The organism is Polynucleobacter brandtiae (assembly GCF_002797575.1).
GTDB lineage: Bacteria > Pseudomonadota > Gammaproteobacteria > Burkholderiales > Burkholderiaceae > Polynucleobacter > Polynucleobacter brandtiae.
The window spans coordinates 81,311-103,365 of sequence record NZ_PGTX01000005.1 but is presented as its reverse complement, the minus strand read 5'-3'; the positions used below and the strand labels follow the sequence as shown (position 1 = coordinate 103,365).

Sequence of the window (22,055 nt, the reverse complement as noted above, 5' to 3'; positions counted from 1 at the left end):
CTTTGTAAGTAATGGCCTCTGAAATCAGGTGAAAGTGCCAAAAGGGCGTATAACAGTTGTTTTCCTCCTGAGTTTCTAAAATGCAAGGTATTGGCTTCTAATGACTTTTTCCCATATGAATTTAGATAAAAAGCTTCTTAAAAAATCCTTTTCGATTCTTTTGCCGGCACTGCTTGTTGTGGGAATTACTTTATATTTGCTATCGCTTAGTGGTTTAAATTATCGAAATGATGATCCCCTAGAGGGCAAGCCACTGATTGCATACCCTCCTTATTACCCCATTGAATCCAATAAAAAAGGTATGTTGTACTTAGATAAGAATAAATTTATCGCCGCTTGTGATTACTTCACTCTCCATCCCAGCCCTAAAGCCATTGCTGATTTAATCTACCTTGGGCAAGCAAACGATATTGCATCGTTACTCGAGGGCAAGGAAAGTAAATGTTACCAAGACCTCATGCTGAGCTCTCCCTTCGTAGACCCCAAGAGTATTACCGAGGAGAAGGAGAGAATTTTTCAAAACTACATCGATATTGCCAATGCTATTGCTGTAACAACTTATGGAACTGATGCTGAAATCGTAGTCTACGATGTTCGCAACCCATTACGCTCTGTAGTACTCAGTGAGAACTCATTGGCTGGGCCCACTCAGATTGGTACTGCAATATCGCCCTTTGGCCTAGAGGTTATTAAAAACTATGCTTTATACGAGCGCACTGGAAGCAGTTTTACCAGTTTTTTATTGACTGGCGATGGAGGTAAAAAACTTAAATCTACTGTGATTCCTCTTTTTAATAAACGTTACGGCTTAGTGGGTCTCATGTGGATCAATATCGACATTACGAAGTTTGGAAAGAGCGCGAACTCTCCTGAAGTGAAGGTCTTTTTGCAAAATTATGCAAAGGTTGTTCCGAATGACAGGATTGAAGAGCTCATTAAGCTCTCTAAGTCCGGATCATTAGAAGAGAAATAGGTTGGTAATGTTATTTTTAACAGGCTATGGCTGGCTTTTAATCACGCTTTGCGGATGTCTGCTGACGGGTGTGATCTATGCGTACTTCACTGGGCACGAGGCCGTAAAACCTTTTTTATGGACTTGGGCTGCTTTATTGGCGCTTCTGGTAATTTTTCAAGATGTATTAATTCAACTTGAAATCAATTTTTCAGCGATAGTCTTACTCGTTCTTTTTTGTTTTATCGTCTTTATCTTTTTTGAGGTGTCAGATAACGCTAAGATAAAAGAAGAGGTGGCTCGAATTTTAGAACTATCTAATGATCGGCTAGATGAAGAGCGCAAGATTATTTCTATTGAGTTGCACGACAGCCTTAATCCGAAATTGATACTTGCGAAACAAAAATTAGTCATCGCGTTAAAAAAGAATGACCTTCTTGTAGCGAGTGAAGATATTCATCACGCAATTGATTACATCAATAGTGCTTATCAAGACGTTAGAAACATTATTTGCAATACGCGCTCAGAAATCGTGGAATCAATCGGCCTTACGGTTGCATTGGAGTCGTTAATTGGGCATTACAAAGGCGTGTTCGACAAGCCGTCTATTGCTCTTGAGCATAATTTACCTAGGCATCCTAATTTACCCAAGAACGTGTCCCTTGGCCTTTTCAGAATTCTTCAGGAAGCAATTATTAATGTGATCAAGCACGCTGAAGCTGATCATCTATACATCAATATTTCTGAGAACAAGCAAATTTATGCCGTTACGATCCGTGACAATGGCAAAGGCATTGGTTCACTAAGTGGCATGAGTAAAGATGGTATCGGCCTAATTGATATGCGGCGAAGGGTAAAAAAGCTGGGTGGGGACCTCAAAATAGAGGTGCCACCTCAGGGGGGTACTGTACTTTCTTTTTCATTTCGTGCGCCAGAGGTAAAAATGATCATCGATCGGAATTAGCCAACCTAATTAATTATTTTCTTATCGCGCTTTATAAGTTCAGTGTTAACCAAGCCATATTTGATGGCCAGTTTTGTAAACTCCGGCAAAGTTTCAATACCTAGTTTTTCTTTCATCACTTTTTGATAGATAGTGATGGTCTTGTATGAAACATCCATTGTTGTAGCCACTTCTTGTGCTGTCATGCCGTCAGCAAGATGCTTAAAGGCGCTGAGCTCTTGTGCGCTGAGAAGCCTTCTGGGGTTCAAAGGGTGAATGGTTTCTTTGGCCAATTGTTTGGCAATCTCTGAAGAGTAGTAAGCCTCCCCGTTGGCTGCTTTACTAATGGCATGAATTAAATCGTTGATTTCATCTTTTCGGATAAAAGCGAGGACTCCAAGGCGATATGCGCGCTCAACAATCCATTCATCGTCAAATTGAGACAAGATAATAATCTTGGATTTGGGGTCGTGCTTTAAGAGCTCTTCAGCCATATCTAGACCATTTATATCTTCATTAAACCGTAAATCGAGCACCATGACGTCGGCTTTTGACTCTAAAAAGTTTTGTCTGAGCTGTTTCAGCGTATTACTCGTGCCTACAACTTCAATCTGCTCTTCTTGTAGAACGGCTTTGAAACCAGCAATGAGTAGTTGATGATCATCCGCTAAGAAAACTTTGATTTTCACGATGCTTGCCTGTTAGTTTTTTAAAATACTGTTTTACCTGAACAAATTTACTTTATCAACCTAATGTTTCATATTGAGGCTATTCATAAATAATTTAATTGATCAAAATAGTCTATTAAATAACATTTTTAGGTAATATCATGGCATAGCCTAATTATTAGGGTCAAAATAAAGGGGCTTTTCGTGCGGTGCTTCGTAACAATAAACCCATCGGCCCATCATATTCAGCGCCTCTCGATTGGCATGTACGAGGCTCATTGCTCATTCATTCAGAGGCTGAGTCGATCCATTGGATTTGACTTTGTAAAACTACTTTGCTGCATTTGGCTCTGGAGCGGTTTTACAGCGCAGGCGATGACTTTGGGTTCACCCCAGATTCTTTCTCAGCCAGGTCAACCCTTGAGAGTTGAAATTCCCATTCAAGTTTCGATTGATGAAGCGGGCGCTTTACCTTCTCTGAAATCGATTGCCTCTAACAAAGCTGAATACGAACGTTTGGGTATATCAGCTAGAGTCTTAGAATTCAATATACAGTCACAAGTATTGCGCAACCCTCAGCAGCAGTTGCGGATACTGCTTGAATCCGTTGAACCTATTCCTGTATCTGCTGGTCCTTTTATTGATTTTTTAGTAAAACTCAGTTGGTCGTCTGGAAGTATTCATAAAGTCATCACCTTGCTTATTGGGGATGCCCAAAATATTTTAGTAGGACCGGGTGAGACGCTGTCAGAGATTGCCTCAAAAATGGCTCCTGAGTTTGCGGGAGCCAGCCTTAATCAGGCAATGATGGCGCTATTTAAAGAGAATCCAGATGCTTTTGCTAGCGGTAGTATCAACTACCTACAGGCTGGGGTTGAATTAAAGAAGCCTAGCCTGGCACTATTAAAGTCCATCAACCCTTCAGAGGCTGATCGATTTGCAGTCGAGGCGAATACACAATGGCATGCCGCACAGAATGCCAAAAAAGCAAAGCCAACTTTAGCGCTGGCAACAGAGCAGGGCAATCCCCCTCCCTCTCAAGATAGACTGAAAATTGCTTCTCAAACAATAAGCAATACAAAGCAACTCTTGTATACCGAGCAATTGGTTGAACAAGAGCTTCTGTATGCTCAGAATAAAGCCCACATAGTGGAGTTAGAGAAAAACATTGCAACGCTTCAGATTTTGCTGGATGGCGCTAAAGTGAGGCCAAAGAGTACCGGTGAGCAAAGCAGTCAGTTTGATTTTATTGGCGTAAGCCCAGAAATATTGATGCCTATTTTTATCGCGCTCATCAGTCTTTTATCTTTTGTGCTGTTAATATTTTTAGTTCTCTATGTCGGCCGTTTTGAAATCAAGTACTTCACTCAAAGATTCAGACGGCACTCTAAATCAGCAAAATTAGAAAAGTCATCAACAGCAGACAGTAAGCAAGGGGAAGCAGTTCAGCGGGTTGGCCCAGTATTTTCTGGCGCCAGTCTTGATCCTGCAGCAGGGGATCGGGAGCTATCCCATTCAGTTGTAGTCAATCTCCCGGCTGAATTCTTGAGGTTAAAGCTGAATCTAGCAAAGGCCTATATCAAGATTCATGATTTGGATTCAGCTCAAATATTGCTGGAGGAGATTTTGCAATTTAGTGGCGCTGTTGACTCCGCTGTCACTTTGGAGTGCCAAGTGATGCTTATGGAGCTTTTGCAAAAGAAAGGCTAAAAAGCACTTTTTAGCCTTAAAACAGGCTTTTGGCCATCAGTAATATTCGTTTTTCTTCTGAGATAACGCAAATTACATGCATATTAAGTCATTACTTACCTATATTAATTACTTATATGTACTAAGACTTCCAATATATTACGTTAAATAGTAAAATATTGTCATTGAAGAGGATAAATGTCACCTTTGTGACAGCTTGAACTTCATGTCCAATTGGAGGTAAAGTGCGCCCCGTTTTAGTTTTATCCCGACCCCAAAGTCATTCTCACCATGCTTCACGGTGGGTAAGTGCTATTGCCAAATTAGTAGGCTATGGGTTGGTATTTACTGTTATTGGGCTTTTCTCCCGAGTGACTTTTGCACAGCAATTGCCAACAGCTGGAACGGAAATACAGCAAATTACGCAAATTCCTCCGCTGATTAAAGCGCCGCCTAAATTGGATGTGGAAATAAAAGCGCCTGAGGTAATTAACGTACCAAGCAATGCCAGAAAAATTGAGATTAAAAGTATTCAAATTAAGGGTATCAAAAATATAGCTGCGGCTGACCTTATTGCTGCCTCTGGTTTTGTACCTAATAGCATGTTGAGTTTTGAAGAGCTTAAAAATCTCACGCAAAAAATGGTTGCCTATCTTCATGAGAAGCAATATTTTGTGGCCCAAGTATTTTTACCTCCACAGGCCATCTCAGATGGCGTGGTTATCTTTGAGGTGATGGAGGGTAAATATAGCAAAGTTGAGCTTAAGGGTAATGGTGTTATTCCTAAGGCAATGCTGACAGCGTTAATGGGTAAGGTGAAGAGTGGAGAGCCTATTAAGGCGAATGACCTAGAGCGTGGCCTTCTACTAGTATCAGATTTACCGGGAGTATTGGTTTCATCAAACCTGAGCCCAGGGCAAGTTACGGGCACTTCAGATTTAGTTGTTGAAGTTGAGAAAACGGCCTTGCTCAGTGGGAGTGTTGATTACGATAACTTTGGCAACACCTATACCGGAGTCAATCGGGTTGGGGGCACGCTCAATATTAATAATCCATCAGGCAATGGCGATATTGTGACCTTAAGGGCGCAGACCTCGGCAGTGGGGATGAACTATGGCCGTGCATCTTATCAAGGCCAGGTGGATGTATTTAAGCCTGGCATCGCTTTAACCAGTATGCAGTATCAGTTAGGGCAACAGTACCAAAGCCTTTCTGCTTATGGCAGAGCCAATATTGCTAGTGTATACACAGGTTACCCCGTTATTCGTTCACGCGATGCCAATCTCAACATGTTGCTTAATTTTGATCTTAAGCAACTAAATGACAATGTACGCGCCACTAATACGATGACCCCTAAAAAAGCTGAAGTCGCTTCTTTTAATATAAATGGTGACTCAAAAGATCAATTGCTAGGTGGCGGTTTTAATACTTACTATTCCAGCTTTAGTGTTGGCAATATTGTTTTACAAAACCAACAGTCTATTACTAATGATGCTCAGTATGCCCAGACTAATGGCACTTTCAATAAGCTGTATTTGAATACCACTCGCTTACAAAATATTGCAGGACCCCTGTCTTTATATGGCGCGTTTAGAGGACAGTTTGCTTCTAAAAATATGGATGGTACAGAAAAGATGGGTTTGGGAGGTGCAAATGGTGTACGCGCTTACCCTGAAGGGGAGGGATATGGTGATCAGGGTTATCTCCTCAATATTGAAGCCCGTGCTAATGTGCCCAATCCATTTTCAATCATGCCGGGGCAATTACAGCTCATCGGATTTTTTGATAATGGCTCCATTATGTTTAATAAAAATCCTTGGCCTGGCGCAGGGATTAATAACCATCAGACGCTCAGTGGCGCTGGAGTGGGTCTGAACTGGACATCTCAAAATAATTTAGTGTTGAGATCGTATCTTGCGCACAAGGTGGGTGGCGCGGCTCCTACTTCAGCGCCAGACCAAACCTATCGTTTTTGGGTTCAGCTCATTCAGTACCTATGAAGATCAGCCCCCACAAAACTTTCCACACTTATAGCTGATATATGAACACTGCCTATAAAGTTCTGTGGAATGCACGCACTCATAATTATGTCGTTGTCTCTGAGTTAGCTAAAGGACGCTGTAATAATTCCGTATCGATTAAGGATGGTGTTGCGGGCAATATCTTTTATCGCTTTCCGATCAAGCGTATTGCGTTTGGGGTGCTGCTCACGCTGGGCACAAAGTTATTTGCTGCTCCCCTTGGGGGAATGGTAGTCGATGGCAGCGCCTCTATTGCGAGTAGTGGTAACAAAACCATCATTACGCAGAGCACTCCCAAAGCAGTGATTAATTGGCAAAGCTTTGATGTAGGCGCGGGTCAAGCTGTCCAATTTATACAGCCAAATGCTAGCTCAGTTGCGCTGAACCGTGTCATTGGTTCTAGTCCAAGTAATATTCTGGGGAGTATTAGCTCTAATGGTCAGGTATTCCTCATTAATCCAAACGGAATTTTGTTTGCGCCTGGATCTTCTGTTAATACTGGTGGCTTTGTCGCTTCTACGTTAGATATTAGCAATACGAATTTTAAGAATGGAAACTACCAATTTAGTGGCAACAGTGCAGCTGGGGTGAACAACCAGGGCACTATTAATGCAGATGGTGCTTATGTCGCATTATTGGGTGCACAGGTCAGCAATACTGGCCTGATCTCTGCAAAAATGGGAACGGTTGTACTTGCTGCTGGTAAGTCTGTAACGCTCGATTTAGTCGGCGATGGTCTACTCAAAGTGACAGTTGATCAAGGCGCAGTAAATGCCCTAGTGAAAAATGGTGGCATGATTCAGGCTGATGGGGGCCAGGTCATCATGACTACCCAATCTGCCGGGGCTTTATTAAATACCGTTGTAAACAATACGGGAGTCATTCAGGCGCAAACGCTTAGCGAGGTAGGTGGCAAGATCTATCTACTAGGTGATATGCAGTCTGGTGTAGTCAATGTTGGTGGCACTTTAGATGCTTCTGCCCCTAAAGGGGGCAATGGCGGAAAAATAGAAACTAGCGCCGCAACGGTCAATATTGCTAACAATGCAAAAGTGAGCACACTTGCGCCGAGCGGTAAAACAGGCGAATGGCTGGTTGATCCGGGTGACTTTAATGTGGGTGGCGCAGGCAGCAATATTTCTGGGGTCACCCTTGCATCTAATTTAGCTGATAACAATGTCACCATTCTTTCGAGTGCTGGAACGACTGGCGGTGCAGGTAACGTCAATGTAAATGAGAGTGTTACTTGGGGCGCAAATACCAACTTAACATTGACAGCTAGTAACAACATTAATGTCAATTCTAATATTTTGGCTACGGGTGCAACTGCTGGACTCTCCCTTAATTCAAATACTGCCAATGGTACTGAATTAGCAAGTGGCTCAGGAACTCTCAATATTGCCCGTGGCAGCTCTATTAGCTTACCCAATGTTTCATCCGCCCCCGGTGCTGCATTAAAACTGAATGGTGTAGCCTATTCAGTGATTAATACACTGGGCGCACAGGGTAGTACATCAGGAACTGATTTGCAAGGTTTGAGTGCAACAGGGCATTACGCTTTAGGTAGCTCTATTGATGCTTTATCTACTAGCACTTGGAGTGGTGGAAAAGGCTTTACACCGATCACTGGTTTTACTGGAGTGCTCAATGGTATGGGGCACTCTATTAACAACCTCACTATTAATAGACCTGCTGAAAGTTATGTTGGGTTGTTTGGTGCTGCCGCTGGGGTGATCACCAATTTAGGGGTGGTTAATCCCAGCATCACAGGATCGACATACGTTGGCAGTATCGTTGGCTCTTTAAATTTAGCCGCAGGCGACTTTAGCTATAACTACTCCACGGGTGGCTTTGTTAAGGGCGCTGATGTAGGTACTTATATTGGGGGCCTAGCTGGTTTTGCAGCGATTACAGCTGGTGATTTTAAGAACAACTATTCCACAACCTCGGTGGGCATTCCTGGTACGGGTACTTTTCATGGGGGTCTAGTTGGAGAGGTTGCCATTACTTCAGGTAACTTCAAGAACAATTACGCTACCGGCGATGTCACTGGCGGTACTTATCAAGGTGGTTTAGTAGGTATCGCTACCGTTACAACGGGTAACTTTACCGATAATTACGCTACAGGCAAGGCAACCGGCACAACCTATGTAGGTGGCCTAGTAGGTGCAATGACAGTTACTACGGGTACGTTTAGTGATAACTACGCTACAGGTAATGCTTGGGGCACAACCTATGTAGGTGGATTGTTAGGTGCTAGCACTGTTACTACCGGTAGTTTTTTAAATAGTTACGCTACAGGGCGTGCTGACGGCACTACCGGGGCAGGCGGACTAGTAGGAACGAGTACTGTTACTACTGGTAATTTTAGTAATAACTATGCCAGTGGTGTAGTCACAGGCGCGGCTCCAGGTGGTTTGACTGGTGCTAGTACGGTAACGACGGGTGCATTAACAAATAGTTTTTGGAATACGGAAACATCAGGGATTGCTGCTACAGCCGGAAGTATTGGTACGGGTGTGACAACTGTACAGCTAGCTGCCTCACCTATTTTTAGTGCCTGGGATACTAGCAAGTGGCTCATTATTCCGGGGCAATTACCTATTTTGCGTAGTGTGATGACGCCATTGATCGTGACTGCGACTAACGCTACGAAGACTTATGACGGCCTTGCTTACAACGGCAGTGCAGGCGTAACTTATTCCATTACACCTGACTTTAACTTTCTGAGTGTTGCCAATCTAGCCTATACAACTCAAAGCGGAAACATCAATGCTGGAGCCTACGCAATTGCACCCACTGGACTTGTTAATACAACCAGTCAGTCTGGTTACAACATTACGTATGTGCCTGGAACACTAGTCGTTAATAAAGCCAATGCGGTAGTGACCGCCAATAGTGGCAGTGGTACCTATACCGGTGTGAATCAAACCGTCACTGGCTTTAGTGCGAGTAACTTGGTCAATAGTGAAACCGCTGCAGTACTGACTGGGGTATCTGCGAGCGGCACCGGTAAAGATGCCGGCAGCTATGCCAGCACCGCTATAGGCACGGATAAGAACTACAACTTAAGCTTCCAAGCAGGTAGCTTAGAGATTGCTAAAGCCAATGCGGTAGTGACCGCCAATAGTGGCAGTGGTACCTATACCGGTGTGAATCAAACCGTCACTGGCTTTAGTGCGAGTAACTTGGTCAATAGTGAAACCGCTGCAGTACTGACTGGGGTATCTGCGAGCGGCACCGGTAAAGATGCCGGCAGCTATGCCAGCACCGCTATAGGCACGGATAAGAACTACAACTTAAGCTTCCAAGCAGGTAGCTTAGAGATTGCTAAAGCCAATGCGGTAGTGACTAGCAACAACCTAATAACGACATATGACGGTACTCAGAAAAATCTATCGGGTTATGTTGTTAAAGATACTAACGGTAAACTTATAATAGATACATTAGGTGTCTCAGACATCGACGTTTCAGCTATTAATGTGGGATCTAGCATATTGCGTGCATCTGGTATGTTGCCTAATTACAATTTGAAGTTCACTGATGGTGTGCTGCAAATTACACCCGCTCCTTTAGTCATTACTGCGGCAAGCTCAACTAGTATTTACAACGGCGCCATTCAAAGCAATACAGGTGCCACTGTTTCTGGCTTAGTTGGCTCTGATTCTGTAAGCAACTTAGCTATTACTACTAGCGGATCACGCCAAAACGTTGGTACTACAGTAACAAACGCAATGGCTAACGGAACGATTGCCTCTAACTACAGTATTACTTACGTTGCTGGTGGCCTAGTAATTACACCTGCAAGCGTAACAGTTACTGCAGATAGTGCAGCGGTGTTATATGACGGGGCTATTCAGTATCTTAATACCTATACAGCATCGGGAATGGTGGGCAAGGAGCGCACATCAGTTCTCACAGGAATTACCGCAGGCGGATCGGGTACCAATGTTGGGCTCTACGTTAATACGTTATCTGGAGGTACCAACCCAAATTACAATATTACTTTCGTTAACGGCATCTTAAGTATTATTCCAGCTACGCCTAAGACAGGGCTGACTAGCTATAAAGCAACCTTGATTGCTGGTTCTATCGTGCTAACTCCGGTAAACACAATGATGACCTCCAGCCAAGCTAATGGCGCACTGTCAAAAACACCAAACCCCACATCAGGGGACTTGGATGGAATGACGATCGATACCCCCATCAATCTTTCTGACGCCCTTAATCATAATCCCGCTGGCTCAGGTATGGACAGCTCTAGGGGTGTTAAAGAGACTGCTAATGTGAGTAAAGAACTCAACACTATCAGTAGTGATTTAAATATTGCCCTGGAGAATATGTTGCGAATGCTCGACTCTAAGACTCTGGTTGATAGTTACGTATCAAAAACGCTTTTCTCGCCCCCCACAGTAAAGTCGCCGTACGATGGATTTATTAAGTTTGCCATGGACAACCAGATTGGTTTATAGGCTCGTATACCCCTAAATTCTTTGTGTTTAGATGTATTTGAGTGAGCTTGAAAAAGATTTGAAGTTTGCACAGGTCATTAATGCCTCACTTAGTTAGAAACCTATTCTTCGAATGGCTTTATACCAATGAGCGGATGATCAGTTTATTTAGACGAGAATCTTAACGATAAAGAAATCGAGCTCAGAAATTTCAATAGGTATGTATATTAATTAATCCAATAATGAAATACACCTACATTATGTTAATGATGATCCCTTTAGCTAATGCAGTAGCTGAGGAGAGGCTCAGCGCACATTCTGTAGAGTTTGAAAAAATAAGCCAGGAATGTCATTTTCAATTTCAGCAATCCCAGCAATCTGAAGGCGCTCAGCAAGCAAATAGTTCCGCAAAGGTCGACACAATATTTGATGCTTGCATGAGTGCAAGGGGTTGGTCATCTCCAAAAGGAAATCCATCTCAAGCGATGCTCGATGATATTCAGGAGCTGATTAAAGCCTCCATTGTTAAAATGAAGGCAAGTCAAGAGGCTACTTGTGTAGACCCTACTTTAAAGCTGTATTACGAAAGGAGTAGCTGCCTAGGAGATCAAATTACTTTTGAGCAATTAACGGATTCAAGCAAAATTACGCCCGCACAAAAAGAGGTGCTGATCAAGCAAAGAGCAGCTGTTGCCGTTCATCAAAAGGAGGGTATTGAATTTAGTCGGCAGGTCGGCGGTGTCATGGGCGGCAATATTGCAGACCTGATGGAGACATTATTGACCCCGCAAAACGATCAGAATAATTTAGATCTATACAGCGGTAAGATTACTTGGGGTGAATATAACCAAGTTAGAAAGTCGATAGCTACAAAATTTAGAGAAACTATCAAAAATTTAGAGCAAGTAGATCCGATTAAACCTTCACCTTTTTAGACGAGGTATTTTTAAGGCCCGTCTTTACGCCAAACAGTGGCTAACCATGGTTGCTGATGGCGGGGCAGGTTAGGCGGGCGATAGAAATGCTCAAGCTCTACAAACCCGGCAGCCATGACGTAATGACGCCAGGTTTCAATATCGTAATATGCGCCGTATCTCCCACTGCCTGTACTTTCTTCATTATGACCATGGGGGTTAGATGCAAACATCACTCCACGGGGCTTCAGAGCTAGGTTGATTTCTTTCAAAACGCGAGAGAGCTCTTGAGCTGGAATGTGAAATAAGGAGGCATTTGCATACACACCATCAAAGTACTTCGTAGGTAAGTCAAGCTTGAGGAAGTTTTGTTGCCACACCTCGCATCCAGTATCAGCCCGTGCTAGTGCCACAGCCTGCTCGGCGCCTTCAAGACCAATAGCCTGATGGCCTAATTCAGATAAGGTCTTGAGATCACGTCCGGGCCCACATCCAAAATCAAGCAATGTAAAGGGTGGGGACCTCTCAAGATATCGCAATAAGGCTGCAATGTTCTGACTAACATCATGGTTTTGGGTGCCTTCACGATAATCTCTCGCATGCTCGTTATAGTGCGCGATAGTGGCATTAGCAGCGCGTATCGATTCTGGTGTGTTCAATTGGTGTACCTTGATCCTGGATTTGGCGCTCGGAATAATATAAGTTCATTATGAAGCGATTGATTGGTGTAATGGTCTGAATCTACTGAGTAAAACGGGCGACTATCGATACGAAAATGACATCCCCAGTTGGCTGACTGTTGGCTGACTGCCGTCGGATTGTTATCGGATTATTATCGGATTGTTCAGCACCTCAAATTAATCAATGAGATTTTGAATCTATGCGATTAACTGTTTTTTTACTCTATATAAATCAATAAGTTAGATGCTTTTCGAGGCTGTCTAAATAATACAAAAGCAAATAACAAAGCCTCTGCATTGATTAGCGAAAAGACTGCTCAGTCAGCTTGTTTGCCATCCAAGGGATCATGGGTACAGTTCCTGCCAACCGCAAAATCTTTCATTGATCCAAGTTGCAGCAGTAGTCCTTTTTTCATTTTTACTGAATTCATCATCCCTTCATGTAGATCCCTTATAGTTCATGTATGAGTATTTCTGTCACTTCTGCAGCTATTTCCAGCCCCCCAGTGGTGATGTGGAGCCAAACCGATGCCCATATTGCCAAGGTTGTGCTATCTGGCAAGATTGATGTGTACTCCTTGGGCGGTATTTGGACTCAAATCTCTGCTGCCCAGACCGCTTGGCTAGGCTCGGTAGACAAGAGTGATGCACCAGAGAAAACGCTGACCTTTGATGGGTCTCAGATTGCCTCAATAGATGGTGCGGGGATTGCATTTCTGATTGACCTTGAGAGAGCGCAACAAGAAGCCGGTGGCAAATTTGAGGTGATAGGTCTGGACGCACGTTTCCAGCCGATGTTGCATGCATTTGATCCAATTAATCTTTTGTTTCCAGCGCCAACGATTGAGCCCAAAAGAAACTTTATCGTCAGCACCGGAATGGCTACGCAAAATCTCATTGATGATGCGCTAGGGTTGATTACGTTTACTGGACACCTGGCATCTGATCTTATTTGGTCTGTTTGTCATATTAAACAGGTGCGCTGGGGTGACTTTGTCAATACAGCAGTTCAAGCAGGAATTGCAGCACTCCCAATTGTGGGTTTAGTTTCTTTTTTGATCGGCGTCATTCTTTCCTTTCAGGCTGCGATTGGCATGGCGCAGTTTGGCGCAGTCTCTTTTGTAGGGCCCTTGGCGGCATTGGGCATTGTTCGAGAAATGGGCCCGCTTATCACCGCTATTTTGCTTGCTGGCCGCTCATCAGCTGCCTTTGCTGCTGAGATTGGGACAATGACAGTCAATAGCGAAGTAGATGCTTTAGTTTCTGGAGGCTTAAGCCCCATTCGATTCTTAGTTGTGCCTAGAGTACTTGCCGGAATTTTAGTGGCACCGATTTTGACTTTATTTGCCGACATCGTCAGCATCTTTGCCTCGATGGTCACCATGCTTGCTTATGGCGTTCCATTTATTAATTTCTATAACGGCATGCTTAACGCAGTCGGCTTAGAAGATATCGGATCAGGCCTCATTAAGGCGACTCTGTTTGGAGTGGTGATTTCTGCAGTGGGTTGTTTGCGAGGCATGCAAACCGGTACTGGCGCTGCTGCAGTGGGTATCTCTGCTACGCGGGCGGTGGTTAGTAGCATCGTGATGATCGTTTTGGTTGATGGCATCTTTGCATTCATCTCCTATAAGACGGGCTTCTGATGAACACCTCAGTTACCACCAGCGCTCCAAGTATTGCTATTGACGTACAAAACCTGACGGTGGGGTACGGATCTAACGTGTTGATGCAAAACCTCAATTTCTCTGTGAATTCAGGTGAAATCTTTGTCATTCTTGGGGGCTCTGGTTGCGGTAAATCCAGCCTATTAAAAAATCTGTTTGGTCTTTATCAGCCCCTAGCAGGTGATGTCTTGATTGAAGGTCAAAACATCACTAAAGCCCTTGGTATAGAGCGTCAAAAGATCATGACGAGCTTTGGCGTGATGTACCAGCAAGGCGCTCTATTTGGGTCAATGAATTTGCTCGATAACGTCACGTTATTTATGCAGGAATACACCCAGCTAAGCCAAGACCAAATGGATTTGTTGGCGCGCTGTAAATTAGACTTAGTCGGGCTGTTGCCTTATGAGGCTTACATGCCTAGTGAGATCAGCGGAGGCATGCAAAAAAGGGCAGCGATTGCCAGAGCAATGGCTTTAGACCCTAAAATTCTCTTTTTGGATGAACCTTCTGCCGGGTTGGATCCTATCACTTCTGCTGACCTAGACAGCACTATCATTGATCTGTCTAAAAATCTGGGCATTACCTTTGTGATTGTGTCTCATGAGTTAGCAAGTATTTACGCTATTGCAGATAAAGTCATTATGTTAGATAAGGGTGCCAAAGGCATCATTGCGCAAGGAGATCCTAAGGTATTGCGAGATACCAGTAAAGATCCTCGGGTGCATCAATTTTTTAATCGCATTATGAGCAAGGACGCGGCATGAGCAAAAACTCCAATCCCAATTACTTCCGCTTAGGCGTTTTTGTGCTGGCTGCGATCGGCGTATTAATTGCCTTGATTCTCATTTTTGGATCTGGTCAATTTTTTAAACAATCATTTACGGTGGAAACCTACATTAAGCAATCGGTTACCGGTCTGGATACGGGCGCTGCCGTTCGCTTCAGGGGGGTGAAGATTGGCCAAGTTACCTCGATTGGTTTATCGGGTGTTCTGTATGAAGAGGACATTCCTTTTCAGGATCGCCGGCAATATGTTGTGGTCAGAATGCAAATTATTGGTGAAAAGTTGACCGAGAAAAAGATTGCAGAATTTGTGAAGAACAACTTACGTGCACGCATTAAATCGATGGGGATTACGGGCGTGAACTATGTTGAATTTGACTTTGTCTCAAAAGATCCTGATTACAAGCCTTTGCCGTACGGTTGGACCTCTGAATATCCTGTAGTTCCCTCATTACCTAACCAAGCAGATCAGATTCTGACGGGAATACAAAAAATGCTCGAGGCAGTCAATCATTTGGACATTAATGGGACGCAGAAAAAATTCGATGATTTACTGACGAACTTAAATGCGGTAATGGTCGGCGATAACAAGCAGGGTGGCGGTCTCGTAAATTCAGTAAAGGACCTCAATATCCTGCTAGCACGCATGGCTAAGGTGACCGATAAAGATGAATTGAATATCCTCATGCGGGAATTAGTTGGCACGATGGCTGCATTGCGCCAGACGATGACCAGCATTCAGGGTGACACTAGCCTTACTATTGAGAATCTGAAGCAAACCAGTGAGCAGCTCAATGAATTTACTCGAATTGCGAGCCAATCCCCTTCCAGTCTGATTTGGGGTGAGCCACCACCAAAAATTGTGCTCCCCATGAATGGAACCCAAGGACAGTCTGGAGTACAAAAATGATCAAATATATTGTCAGCGCTCTAGCATTGTGCGTGTTAGTATCTTGCGCGCTACCTACCCGTGCCCCTATTACGCCCAGTAGTTGGCTTCTGGCTCCCGAGCGAACTGGTCAGGCCTACAAACCCCGCACTGATTATTGGTTAAAGATTGGCGCTGTGACGGTTGCCCCACCATTTGATGGCAAGTCATTGGTCTATCGATTGGGTGATCAGCGCTATGAAAAAGACTTTTATAACGTGTACAGCAGCATTCCCGCCGAGATGTTTGCAAGTGCTGAACGACAGTGGCTCTATCAAGCTGGTATTTTTTCAGCAACATTAGGTCAGGGTAATAGCTTTTTCCCTTATTACACATTACAAGCTACAGTAAATGCGCTGTATGGTGACTATCGAGTAAAGCCAGAGGCCGTGGTGAGTGTAGAGTTCTTTCTGAGTGTCGAGACCGGCGGCAAACCTAACGCATTGATCGGTGCAAATCAATACACCAAGCGCGTAACCCTGAAAGACAACACTCCGCAAGCATTGGTTCAAGGTCAGCAGCAAGCCCTCGCAGAGATTTTTAAAGAGTACGAGGCGCAGCTATACCAATATGCTGGTAATCTGCCAAAGCCATTTGGAAATTAATCGTTGAGGAAAATATGAATTTAGGACTCACAGGAAAAGTAGCCTTAGTGTTGGCTTCAAGTCGTGGTTTGGGGCAGGCCATGGCCGTCTCTTTGGCGCAAGAGGGTGTGAAGGTTGCGGTTACCGGACGGAATGCAGATGGCCTAAAAAAATCAGTGGAGATGATTGAGGCTGCCGGCGGTAAAGCACTGGCCCTCATCTGGGATTTATCGGATGCTACCGTAATCGATGGCCTTGTCACTCAAGTGGAGCAAGTGTTGGGTCCGATTGATATTCTGATTAACAATACGGGCGGTCCACCGCCAACCCCTGCTGCAGGTCAAGATCCTGCTTTATGGCAAAAGAGCTTTAATGACATGGTGTTGTCTTTAATCGCGATTACTGATCGAGTGCTACCCGGAATGCGTCAGCGTAAATGGGGGCGCATTATCACCAGTACCACATCGGGCGCTATTGCTCCGATTAAAAATCTGGCCATTTCTAATACCCTGCGGGCGGCATTATTGGCTTGGTCTAAAACTTTAGCTGCAGAAGTGGCGGCCGAGGGCATAACAGTCAATGTCATCATGCCAGGTCGTGTGGCTACTGATCGACTGCGTCAATTAGATGAGGCACGTGCTCAGCGTGAAAATACAAGCTATGAGGCAGTAGTGCAGTTGAGTCTGAAACAAATTCCGATGGGCCGCTATGGTGATCCTCAAGAGTATGGTGACGCTGCTGCATTTTTGGCGAGTCAAAATGCCTCCTTCATTACCGGGTCAGTATTGCGGGTCGATGGCGGTCAAGTGCAGGCTGTGTAATTGCCGTGTTCCTTAATGGCTTTCATCGGATTCAGAGGAACTTTAGATCTAGTGAGTTAGTGTGGCTCTTGGTCGCACTGACACTGTCAGTTGCCGCCTTATCCAGTGTTAGTTTTTTAGCAGACCGCATGCAGCGTACTTTTCAGCTTGATGCTCGCCAACTGCTAGCTGCTGATCTTTTACTCGTAGCCGATCAGCCTTTACCTGAACGATTTTTTCAAGAGGCCAAAGATCGTCAACTGCAGATTGCCCAAACTATTGTGTTCCCCAGTATGGCAACTACAGGATCACAAAGTAAGTTAGCTTCTCTCAAAGCAGTCAGTGCGCAATACCCATTACGCGGGCAGTTGCAAGTTTCTGTAGCACCAGTATCGACTACCGCCACCACCCCCGCTGCCTCAACTACGCCTGACAAGGGGTCTGTGTGGCTAGATCCAGCAATGATTGCTAGCCTAAATATCAACGTTGGGGATACGATTTCTCTAGGTGACAGAACCTTCATTGTCTCTGGCGTACTTGAGCGGGAGGTAGATCGTGGGGCTGGATTTATGAATTTTGCGCCACGCATCATGATGTCCTTAGAAGATCTTCCCTCTACGGGTCTGATTGGTCTAGGAAGCCGGGTGACCTATCGTTTGCTATTGGCAGGTAGTGACTCGGCGATTACTCAGTACGAGACCTGGGCCAAGCAATGGATTGCATCAGAAGATCTGCGGGGTCTACGGATTGAAACGCTGGAGAATGCCCAGCCGACGATGCGTAAAACCTTAGATAGGGCAGAGCGCTTCTTATCTCTAGTGGCCTTACTCACAGCAATGGTTGCAGCAGTTGCGATTGCCTTATCAGCACGTCGCTATGTCCTCAAGCAGGCAGATGTCTGTGCGGTCATGAAGTGTCTAGGCGCAAGCCAAGCGGTCATTCTTAAATCTCAATTAACCATACTGGCTAGCTTGAGTTTATTTGCTGCCATCATGGGCTCTGCTATTGGCTTTGCTATTCAAGAAGTATTGATGCGTATTTTAGGTAACCTGGTAATAGCAGACTTATCCATGGTGTCCATTTGGCCTGCCATCTGGAGCATGCTCTTCTCCACTTTTTTACTCATCGGTTTTGCTGGCCCCCCGTTATTGAGCTTAGTTACTATTTCACCGATTCGTTTAGTGCGAAAAGAACTGGGTGTTATTAATATCCGGGTGGTGTGGGTAGCCCTTTTTGGCCTCACTACTTGCTTAGCCTTAATTGCGGTAGCGGCCCAGGACTGGAAGCTGACTTTCTGGATTAGTCTCAGCTTTGGCCTTGCCGTACTTTTATTTGCAGTCTTAGCAAACTTATCTTTACGTTTATGTAGCGCCTTATTTTCAAAATGGGGTGCAAATAATTTTGCTTTGCGCTTTGCTCTCACTTCGCAAACGCGCAGTGCTGGATTTGCAGTAATGCAAATTACTGCCTTAGGGATTGCTTTAATGGCGCTGCTGATGATTCTATTACTAAGGCAAGATCTGCTAGCGACATGGCAAGGTAGTATTCCTGTGAATGCGCCCAATCGCTTTATGATTAATGTTCAAGCGTCGCAAAAGGAAAGTATTAGCAACACCCTCAGTACTGCGGGGGTGGATAAGCCCTCCTTTTATCCCATGGTGCGCGCTCGTCTCATTGAAGTGAATGGGGCCAGTATTGTCCCAAGCGATTATGCGGAGGATAATGCGCGCCGCTTAGTGGACCGTGAGTTTAATCTTTCCTATACAGAGCAATTACCAGAGGGAAATCGTATTACGGCAGGCCGCTGGATTTCTGGTGGAGCTCCAGAAATTTCATTAGAAGCGGGTATTGCGAAAACCTTAAAGCTCAAGTTAGGCGACCAAATGACTTTTGAAGTTGCTGGTGAGCGCGTTGTCGCGCCGATCACTTCATTGCGCAAACTTGATTGGGGTTCTATGAAAGTCAATTTCTTTGTCATCTTGCCCCCGGTGCTACTTAGTGATTTACCGCAGTCTTGGATTACCTCTTATTACCAAGATCCTGCCAAAGCGGGACTTGATTTTCAGTTGGCACAGTCATATCCCAATCTCACCATTGTGGATGTTGCTTCATCGTTAAATCAAATACAGAATGTGCTAGACCGACTCTCTTCAGTACTATCTCTACTGTTTACTTTCACAATTGCCGCGGCAATTTTAGTATTGGTTTCTGCTATTGCCGCTACGCAAGATGAGCGCTTTAGAAGTGCTGCCTTACTTAAAGCAGTAGGAGCATCACGCCGCTTACTAGGCAGAATTGCGATTACTGAGCTCTTGTTAATTGGTATTTTGGCTGGCGCCTTAGCTGGCCTAGCTGCTGGTATTGCCGCTTGGGCTTTAGGGCGCTTTGTTCTAGAGATTGAATTCAATGCTTTTGCGCAATCTTTAGGCATGGGCATTGCGTTTGGGGTTACTGCATGTCTTTTAGCGGGCTATCGCTTTCAGAAAAGAATCCAAAATGCGACTGCGATGGAATGCTTGCGTGAGATTTAGTTTAGACGAGAGTAACCCGGTTTTTTGGCAGCTCAACTAAACGTGTTTTAGAGAAGCGGTCTGGAAAACTTTGACGAGACAAGGGATTTACTCGGTCTAAATAGATGGTCACTGGCCATAGAAATAGTGCAACAGCGAAGAGCATTTCAATAATTTGCCATTGATGTAATTCCAGGGCCCATTGTAAAAGTACGCAAGGGACAATCCAAAGTGAACCAAGAGCATAGCGCCAGATGGCCTGCCTACGTGTCACATTAAATCCATTGAGATCAACCATACGGATTCTCCAAGTTTGCATGGCCAAGGTTTGGCCTGACTTAGTCCAGTACCAAACAAAGTAGACACCAAGCACAAGATACAAATACAAAAAGGAAAGCCAGCTAGGTAGTGCGATATTGAAAAGAATACCCAGACCTAAATTGGGCAGTAAAAAAGTAAGGGCAATTACACCCAGTAACACCAGTTGCTCATACAGCGCGCAAGATACGCGTCGCCAAAATTGCGGTGAAGGCAGGGCATTGAGTTCAGTTGGCGTCATCATGACTTATGGTGTGCTTATGGAGTGCTTATGGGGTAGCGCCGGCGCCGCCACTATTGTTGTTAGTGACGCCGTCATTGTTTGTATTGGGTGCATTCTCCGGCAGAGCTTGAATGGCAGCTGGCAGAGTAGGGGCTATGACCGATTTTTGACTGACGGTATGTTGCTGCAATGTAGGTGCATTGACTGCTGTTGGCTTCTTTTTATTTAATTCCTGTTGGGCCAGCTTTTTCTTTTGTTCATCACTGAGCTTTTGATAGGCACTCCATGCCTCTGCTTTTTGTTCGACTGGAAACTTGAGGCTAGTAAGGTAATTTTCACGAGCGAGCCGGCGGTTTTTTTGGGATAAATTCGACCATCCCATCATGCGAGATTGCAGTCGTTGCTGATCGGCCTGACTCATTTTTGGGTAAAGATTAGAAACCTGAATCCACTTTTTGCGGCTATCGGGAAGCATGTAGTCCCAATCATCTTCTAGGGGTGCCAGGATTTTTTGTTGTTCAGGCTTTAAGCCCTCCCAAGTACCATCGGGCTTCTTTTCATAGGTGTTAGCTGCTTTTGCATGCGCTCCAGTCGCGCTTTGGCCATAAACGCTATTGCTTGCACTGAGTCCGAATACAGAAAGCGCCAGTATCAACAGTGCGTTGATCGCAATGGCAGTTCTCAGTAGTCTTAATGATTTAAAAATCACTTTATTTAGATAAATCTAGACTGGATTTATCAGAGTCGGCAGGGGCGCCATTCTTTAGGAAGCCCAAAAAGCCGCTATCAGCGTAGGCATCTGGGGGCACTTCGTCTGTTAAAAGTGCTGCATCGAGCTCAGCAATGTCGTTGATACGTGAATCTTGCTGCCATTGGGCGATACCGATCATGCCGAACACCAAAACGATTAGCGGGGCAATCCAGCCAACGTTATTCCAAAAAGAGCGTGAACCTGATGTTGGGGACCATTTACCCATGACGCCAGCCAAAACAGGCTGTTGGATGCGGATTTTTTCTGATTTCTTAACAGAGAGTGCCTTCAAGCGCGCAGCGTAGAGGCGATCTTTGATGCCGGCTGGCAGGGATTGAGATCCATGACTTAAAAGGGCGGCAGTAGCCAAGCCAAATTGGTCGACTTCATTTGAGTCTAGGAGGTCTTCATTAGTCCGGTTCACAGCGTAATTCCTTTTAATTTCAATGCTTTAGCTAGAGCCTGAGTGGCTCTTGAGCAGTGGGTTTTGACGCTACCTTCGCTACAACGCATAGCGAGAGCAGTTTCAGTAATACTCAGCTCATCCCAATAACGCATCAGGAAGGCTTCTCGTTGACGGGCAGGCAATTTTGATATTTCTGACTCCAAAGCCTGTAATAGCTGACTTCGCTCTAGTCGATATGCCCCATCTTGGTGAATTTCACTATCATCTGGGGCTGAAAGGGACTCCAGGGGATCGAAATCATCACTTTCATCGACCTTCTTGCCCATGCTGGAGAAGAGCGTAACCCAGGTGTTGCGAACCTTTTGCCGTCTAAACCAGTCATGAATGCGGTTTTGTAGGATTCTAGTAAATACCAGCGGGAGTTCTGCTGCAGGGCGATCCCCATACTTTTCTGCTAACTTGATCATGGCATCTTGAACAATGTCTAAGGCAGCATCATCATCACGGACGGCATAAACCGCTTGCTTAAAGGCGCGCTGCTCAATGCCACTTAGGAAGTCAGAAAGCTCTTGGGGTGAAGCCATTAAACAGATTAGACCTGAATCGGGAGGAATTGGCCCATATTAGGGGTTTGCTATAGAATATACGGCTTACTACCAAGATTTTCATTTACGAAATGGTTTTTTTGGTAGCAGCGCCGCTCGAACTCAGGCCACAAGCAAGAGACAGGGCAGACCAATCAATTTTTTGCCGAAAATTGCAAAGGA

The 22,055-nt window shown here is 44.8% G+C and carries 18 protein-coding genes; 12 read left to right on the top strand and 6 right to left on the bottom strand.

Translation table 11 applies throughout. The features are described 5' to 3' along the window. Window positions 1-100 precede the first annotated feature (100 nt). The gene (locus B0G85_RS09240) at window positions 101-973 is read left to right on the top strand and encodes a PAS domain-containing protein (RefSeq protein WP_100380168.1); all 873 of its coding nucleotides are present in this window, start codon (window positions 101-103) and stop codon (window positions 971-973) included. Window positions 974-980: 7 nt separating this feature from the next. Continuing rightward, a complete protein-coding gene (locus B0G85_RS09235; protein ID WP_100380167.1) occupies window positions 981-1,916 on the top strand; it encodes a sensor histidine kinase in 936 nt (311 codons plus the stop codon). Between the two features lie 5 nt (window positions 1,917-1,921). Here the strand turns inward: B0G85_RS09235 and B0G85_RS09230 are convergent, their stop codons facing one another. Beyond that, window positions 1,922-2,584 (bottom strand): response regulator, encoded by a 663-nt coding sequence (locus tag B0G85_RS09230; protein ID WP_100380166.1) that lies wholly within the window; start codon window positions 2,582-2,584, stop codon window positions 1,922-1,924. Between the two features lie 183 nt (window positions 2,585-2,767). Between B0G85_RS09230 and B0G85_RS09225 the strand changes: the two genes are divergently transcribed. The 4 genes from B0G85_RS09225 to B0G85_RS09210 all read left to right on the top strand — a co-directional run bounded on the left by B0G85_RS09225 (window position 2,768) and on the right by B0G85_RS09210 (window position 11,659). After that, on the top strand, window positions 2,768-4,273 hold the full coding sequence (locus B0G85_RS09225; protein WP_157799311.1) for a FimV/HubP family polar landmark protein: 1,506 nt from the start codon (window positions 2,768-2,770) through the stop codon (window positions 4,271-4,273). Window positions 4,274-4,497: 224 nt separating this feature from the next. After that, complete coding sequence (locus B0G85_RS09220; RefSeq protein ID WP_157799310.1) at window positions 4,498-6,252, top strand: ShlB/FhaC/HecB family hemolysin secretion/activation protein; 1,755 nt, start codon at window positions 4,498-4,500, stop codon at window positions 6,250-6,252. Between the two features lie 41 nt (window positions 6,253-6,293). Continuing rightward, window positions 6,294-10,745, top strand: coding sequence for a two-partner secretion domain-containing protein (locus tag B0G85_RS09215; RefSeq protein ID WP_100380163.1), 4,452 nt, complete (start codon window positions 6,294-6,296; stop codon window positions 10,743-10,745). A gap of 221 nt (window positions 10,746-10,966) precedes the next feature. Further along, window positions 10,967-11,659, top strand: coding sequence for a hypothetical protein (locus B0G85_RS09210; protein ID WP_232726013.1), 693 nt, complete (start codon window positions 10,967-10,969; stop codon window positions 11,657-11,659). An 11-nt stretch (window positions 11,660-11,670) separates the two neighbouring features. Here B0G85_RS09210 and B0G85_RS09205 read toward each other — a convergent pair whose 3' ends face one another. Then, complete coding sequence (locus tag B0G85_RS09205) at window positions 11,671-12,297, bottom strand: class I SAM-dependent methyltransferase (protein ID WP_100380161.1); 627 nt, start codon at window positions 12,295-12,297, stop codon at window positions 11,671-11,673. A 485-nt stretch (window positions 12,298-12,782) separates the two neighbouring features. Between B0G85_RS09205 and B0G85_RS09200 the strand changes: the two genes are divergently transcribed. Genes B0G85_RS09200 through B0G85_RS09175 form a run of 6 tightly spaced genes read left to right on the top strand, consistent with a single transcriptional unit; the run spans window position 12,783 to window position 19,611 of the window. Next, a complete protein-coding gene (locus B0G85_RS09200) occupies window positions 12,783-13,964 on the top strand; it encodes an ABC transporter permease (RefSeq protein ID WP_100380160.1) in 1,182 nt (393 codons plus the stop codon). After that, window positions 13,964-14,749: an ABC transporter ATP-binding protein gene (locus B0G85_RS09195; protein WP_100380159.1), complete on the top strand. Its 786-nt coding sequence runs from the start codon at window positions 13,964-13,966 to the stop codon at window positions 14,747-14,749. The genes B0G85_RS09200 and B0G85_RS09195 overlap by 1 nt, the downstream gene beginning before the upstream one ends. Beyond that, entirely contained in the window at window positions 14,746-15,678 is a 933-nt protein-coding gene (locus B0G85_RS09190) for an MlaD family protein (protein ID WP_100380158.1), read from the top strand. The genes B0G85_RS09195 and B0G85_RS09190 overlap by 4 nt, the downstream gene beginning before the upstream one ends. Beyond that, window positions 15,675-16,301: a PqiC family protein gene (locus B0G85_RS09185; RefSeq protein WP_100380157.1), complete on the top strand. Its 627-nt coding sequence runs from the start codon at window positions 15,675-15,677 to the stop codon at window positions 16,299-16,301. The genes B0G85_RS09190 and B0G85_RS09185 overlap by 4 nt, the downstream gene beginning before the upstream one ends. A 14-nt stretch (window positions 16,302-16,315) precedes the next feature. Further along, window positions 16,316-17,101 (top strand): SDR family oxidoreductase, encoded by a 786-nt coding sequence (locus B0G85_RS09180; RefSeq protein WP_100380156.1) that lies wholly within the window; start codon window positions 16,316-16,318, stop codon window positions 17,099-17,101. 5 nt (window positions 17,102-17,106) lie between these two features. Next, a complete protein-coding gene (locus tag B0G85_RS09175; RefSeq protein ID WP_100380155.1) occupies window positions 17,107-19,611 on the top strand; it encodes an ABC transporter permease in 2,505 nt (834 codons plus the stop codon). Window position 19,612: 1 nt separating this feature from the next. Here the strand turns inward: B0G85_RS09175 and B0G85_RS09170 are convergent, their stop codons facing one another. Genes B0G85_RS09170 through B0G85_RS09155 form a run of 4 tightly spaced genes read right to left on the bottom strand, consistent with a single transcriptional unit; the run spans window position 19,613 to window position 21,872 of the window. Beyond that, entirely contained in the window at window positions 19,613-20,152 is a 540-nt protein-coding gene (locus B0G85_RS09170; RefSeq protein ID WP_232726012.1) for an RDD family protein, read from the bottom strand. Window positions 20,153-20,177: 25 nt separating this feature from the next. Then, window positions 20,178-20,840 (bottom strand): DUF3106 domain-containing protein, encoded by a 663-nt coding sequence (locus tag B0G85_RS09165; protein ID WP_232726011.1) that lies wholly within the window; start codon window positions 20,838-20,840, stop codon window positions 20,178-20,180. A gap of 1 nt (window position 20,841) precedes the next feature. Next, a complete protein-coding gene (locus B0G85_RS09160; RefSeq protein ID WP_100380154.1) occupies window positions 20,842-21,306 on the bottom strand; it encodes a DUF3619 family protein in 465 nt (154 codons plus the stop codon). After that, entirely contained in the window at window positions 21,303-21,872 is a 570-nt protein-coding gene (locus tag B0G85_RS09155; RefSeq protein ID WP_100380153.1) for an RNA polymerase sigma factor, read from the bottom strand. Before B0G85_RS09155 ends, B0G85_RS09160 begins: the two co-directional genes overlap by 4 nt. Between the last annotated feature and the right edge of the window lie 183 nt (window positions 21,873-22,055).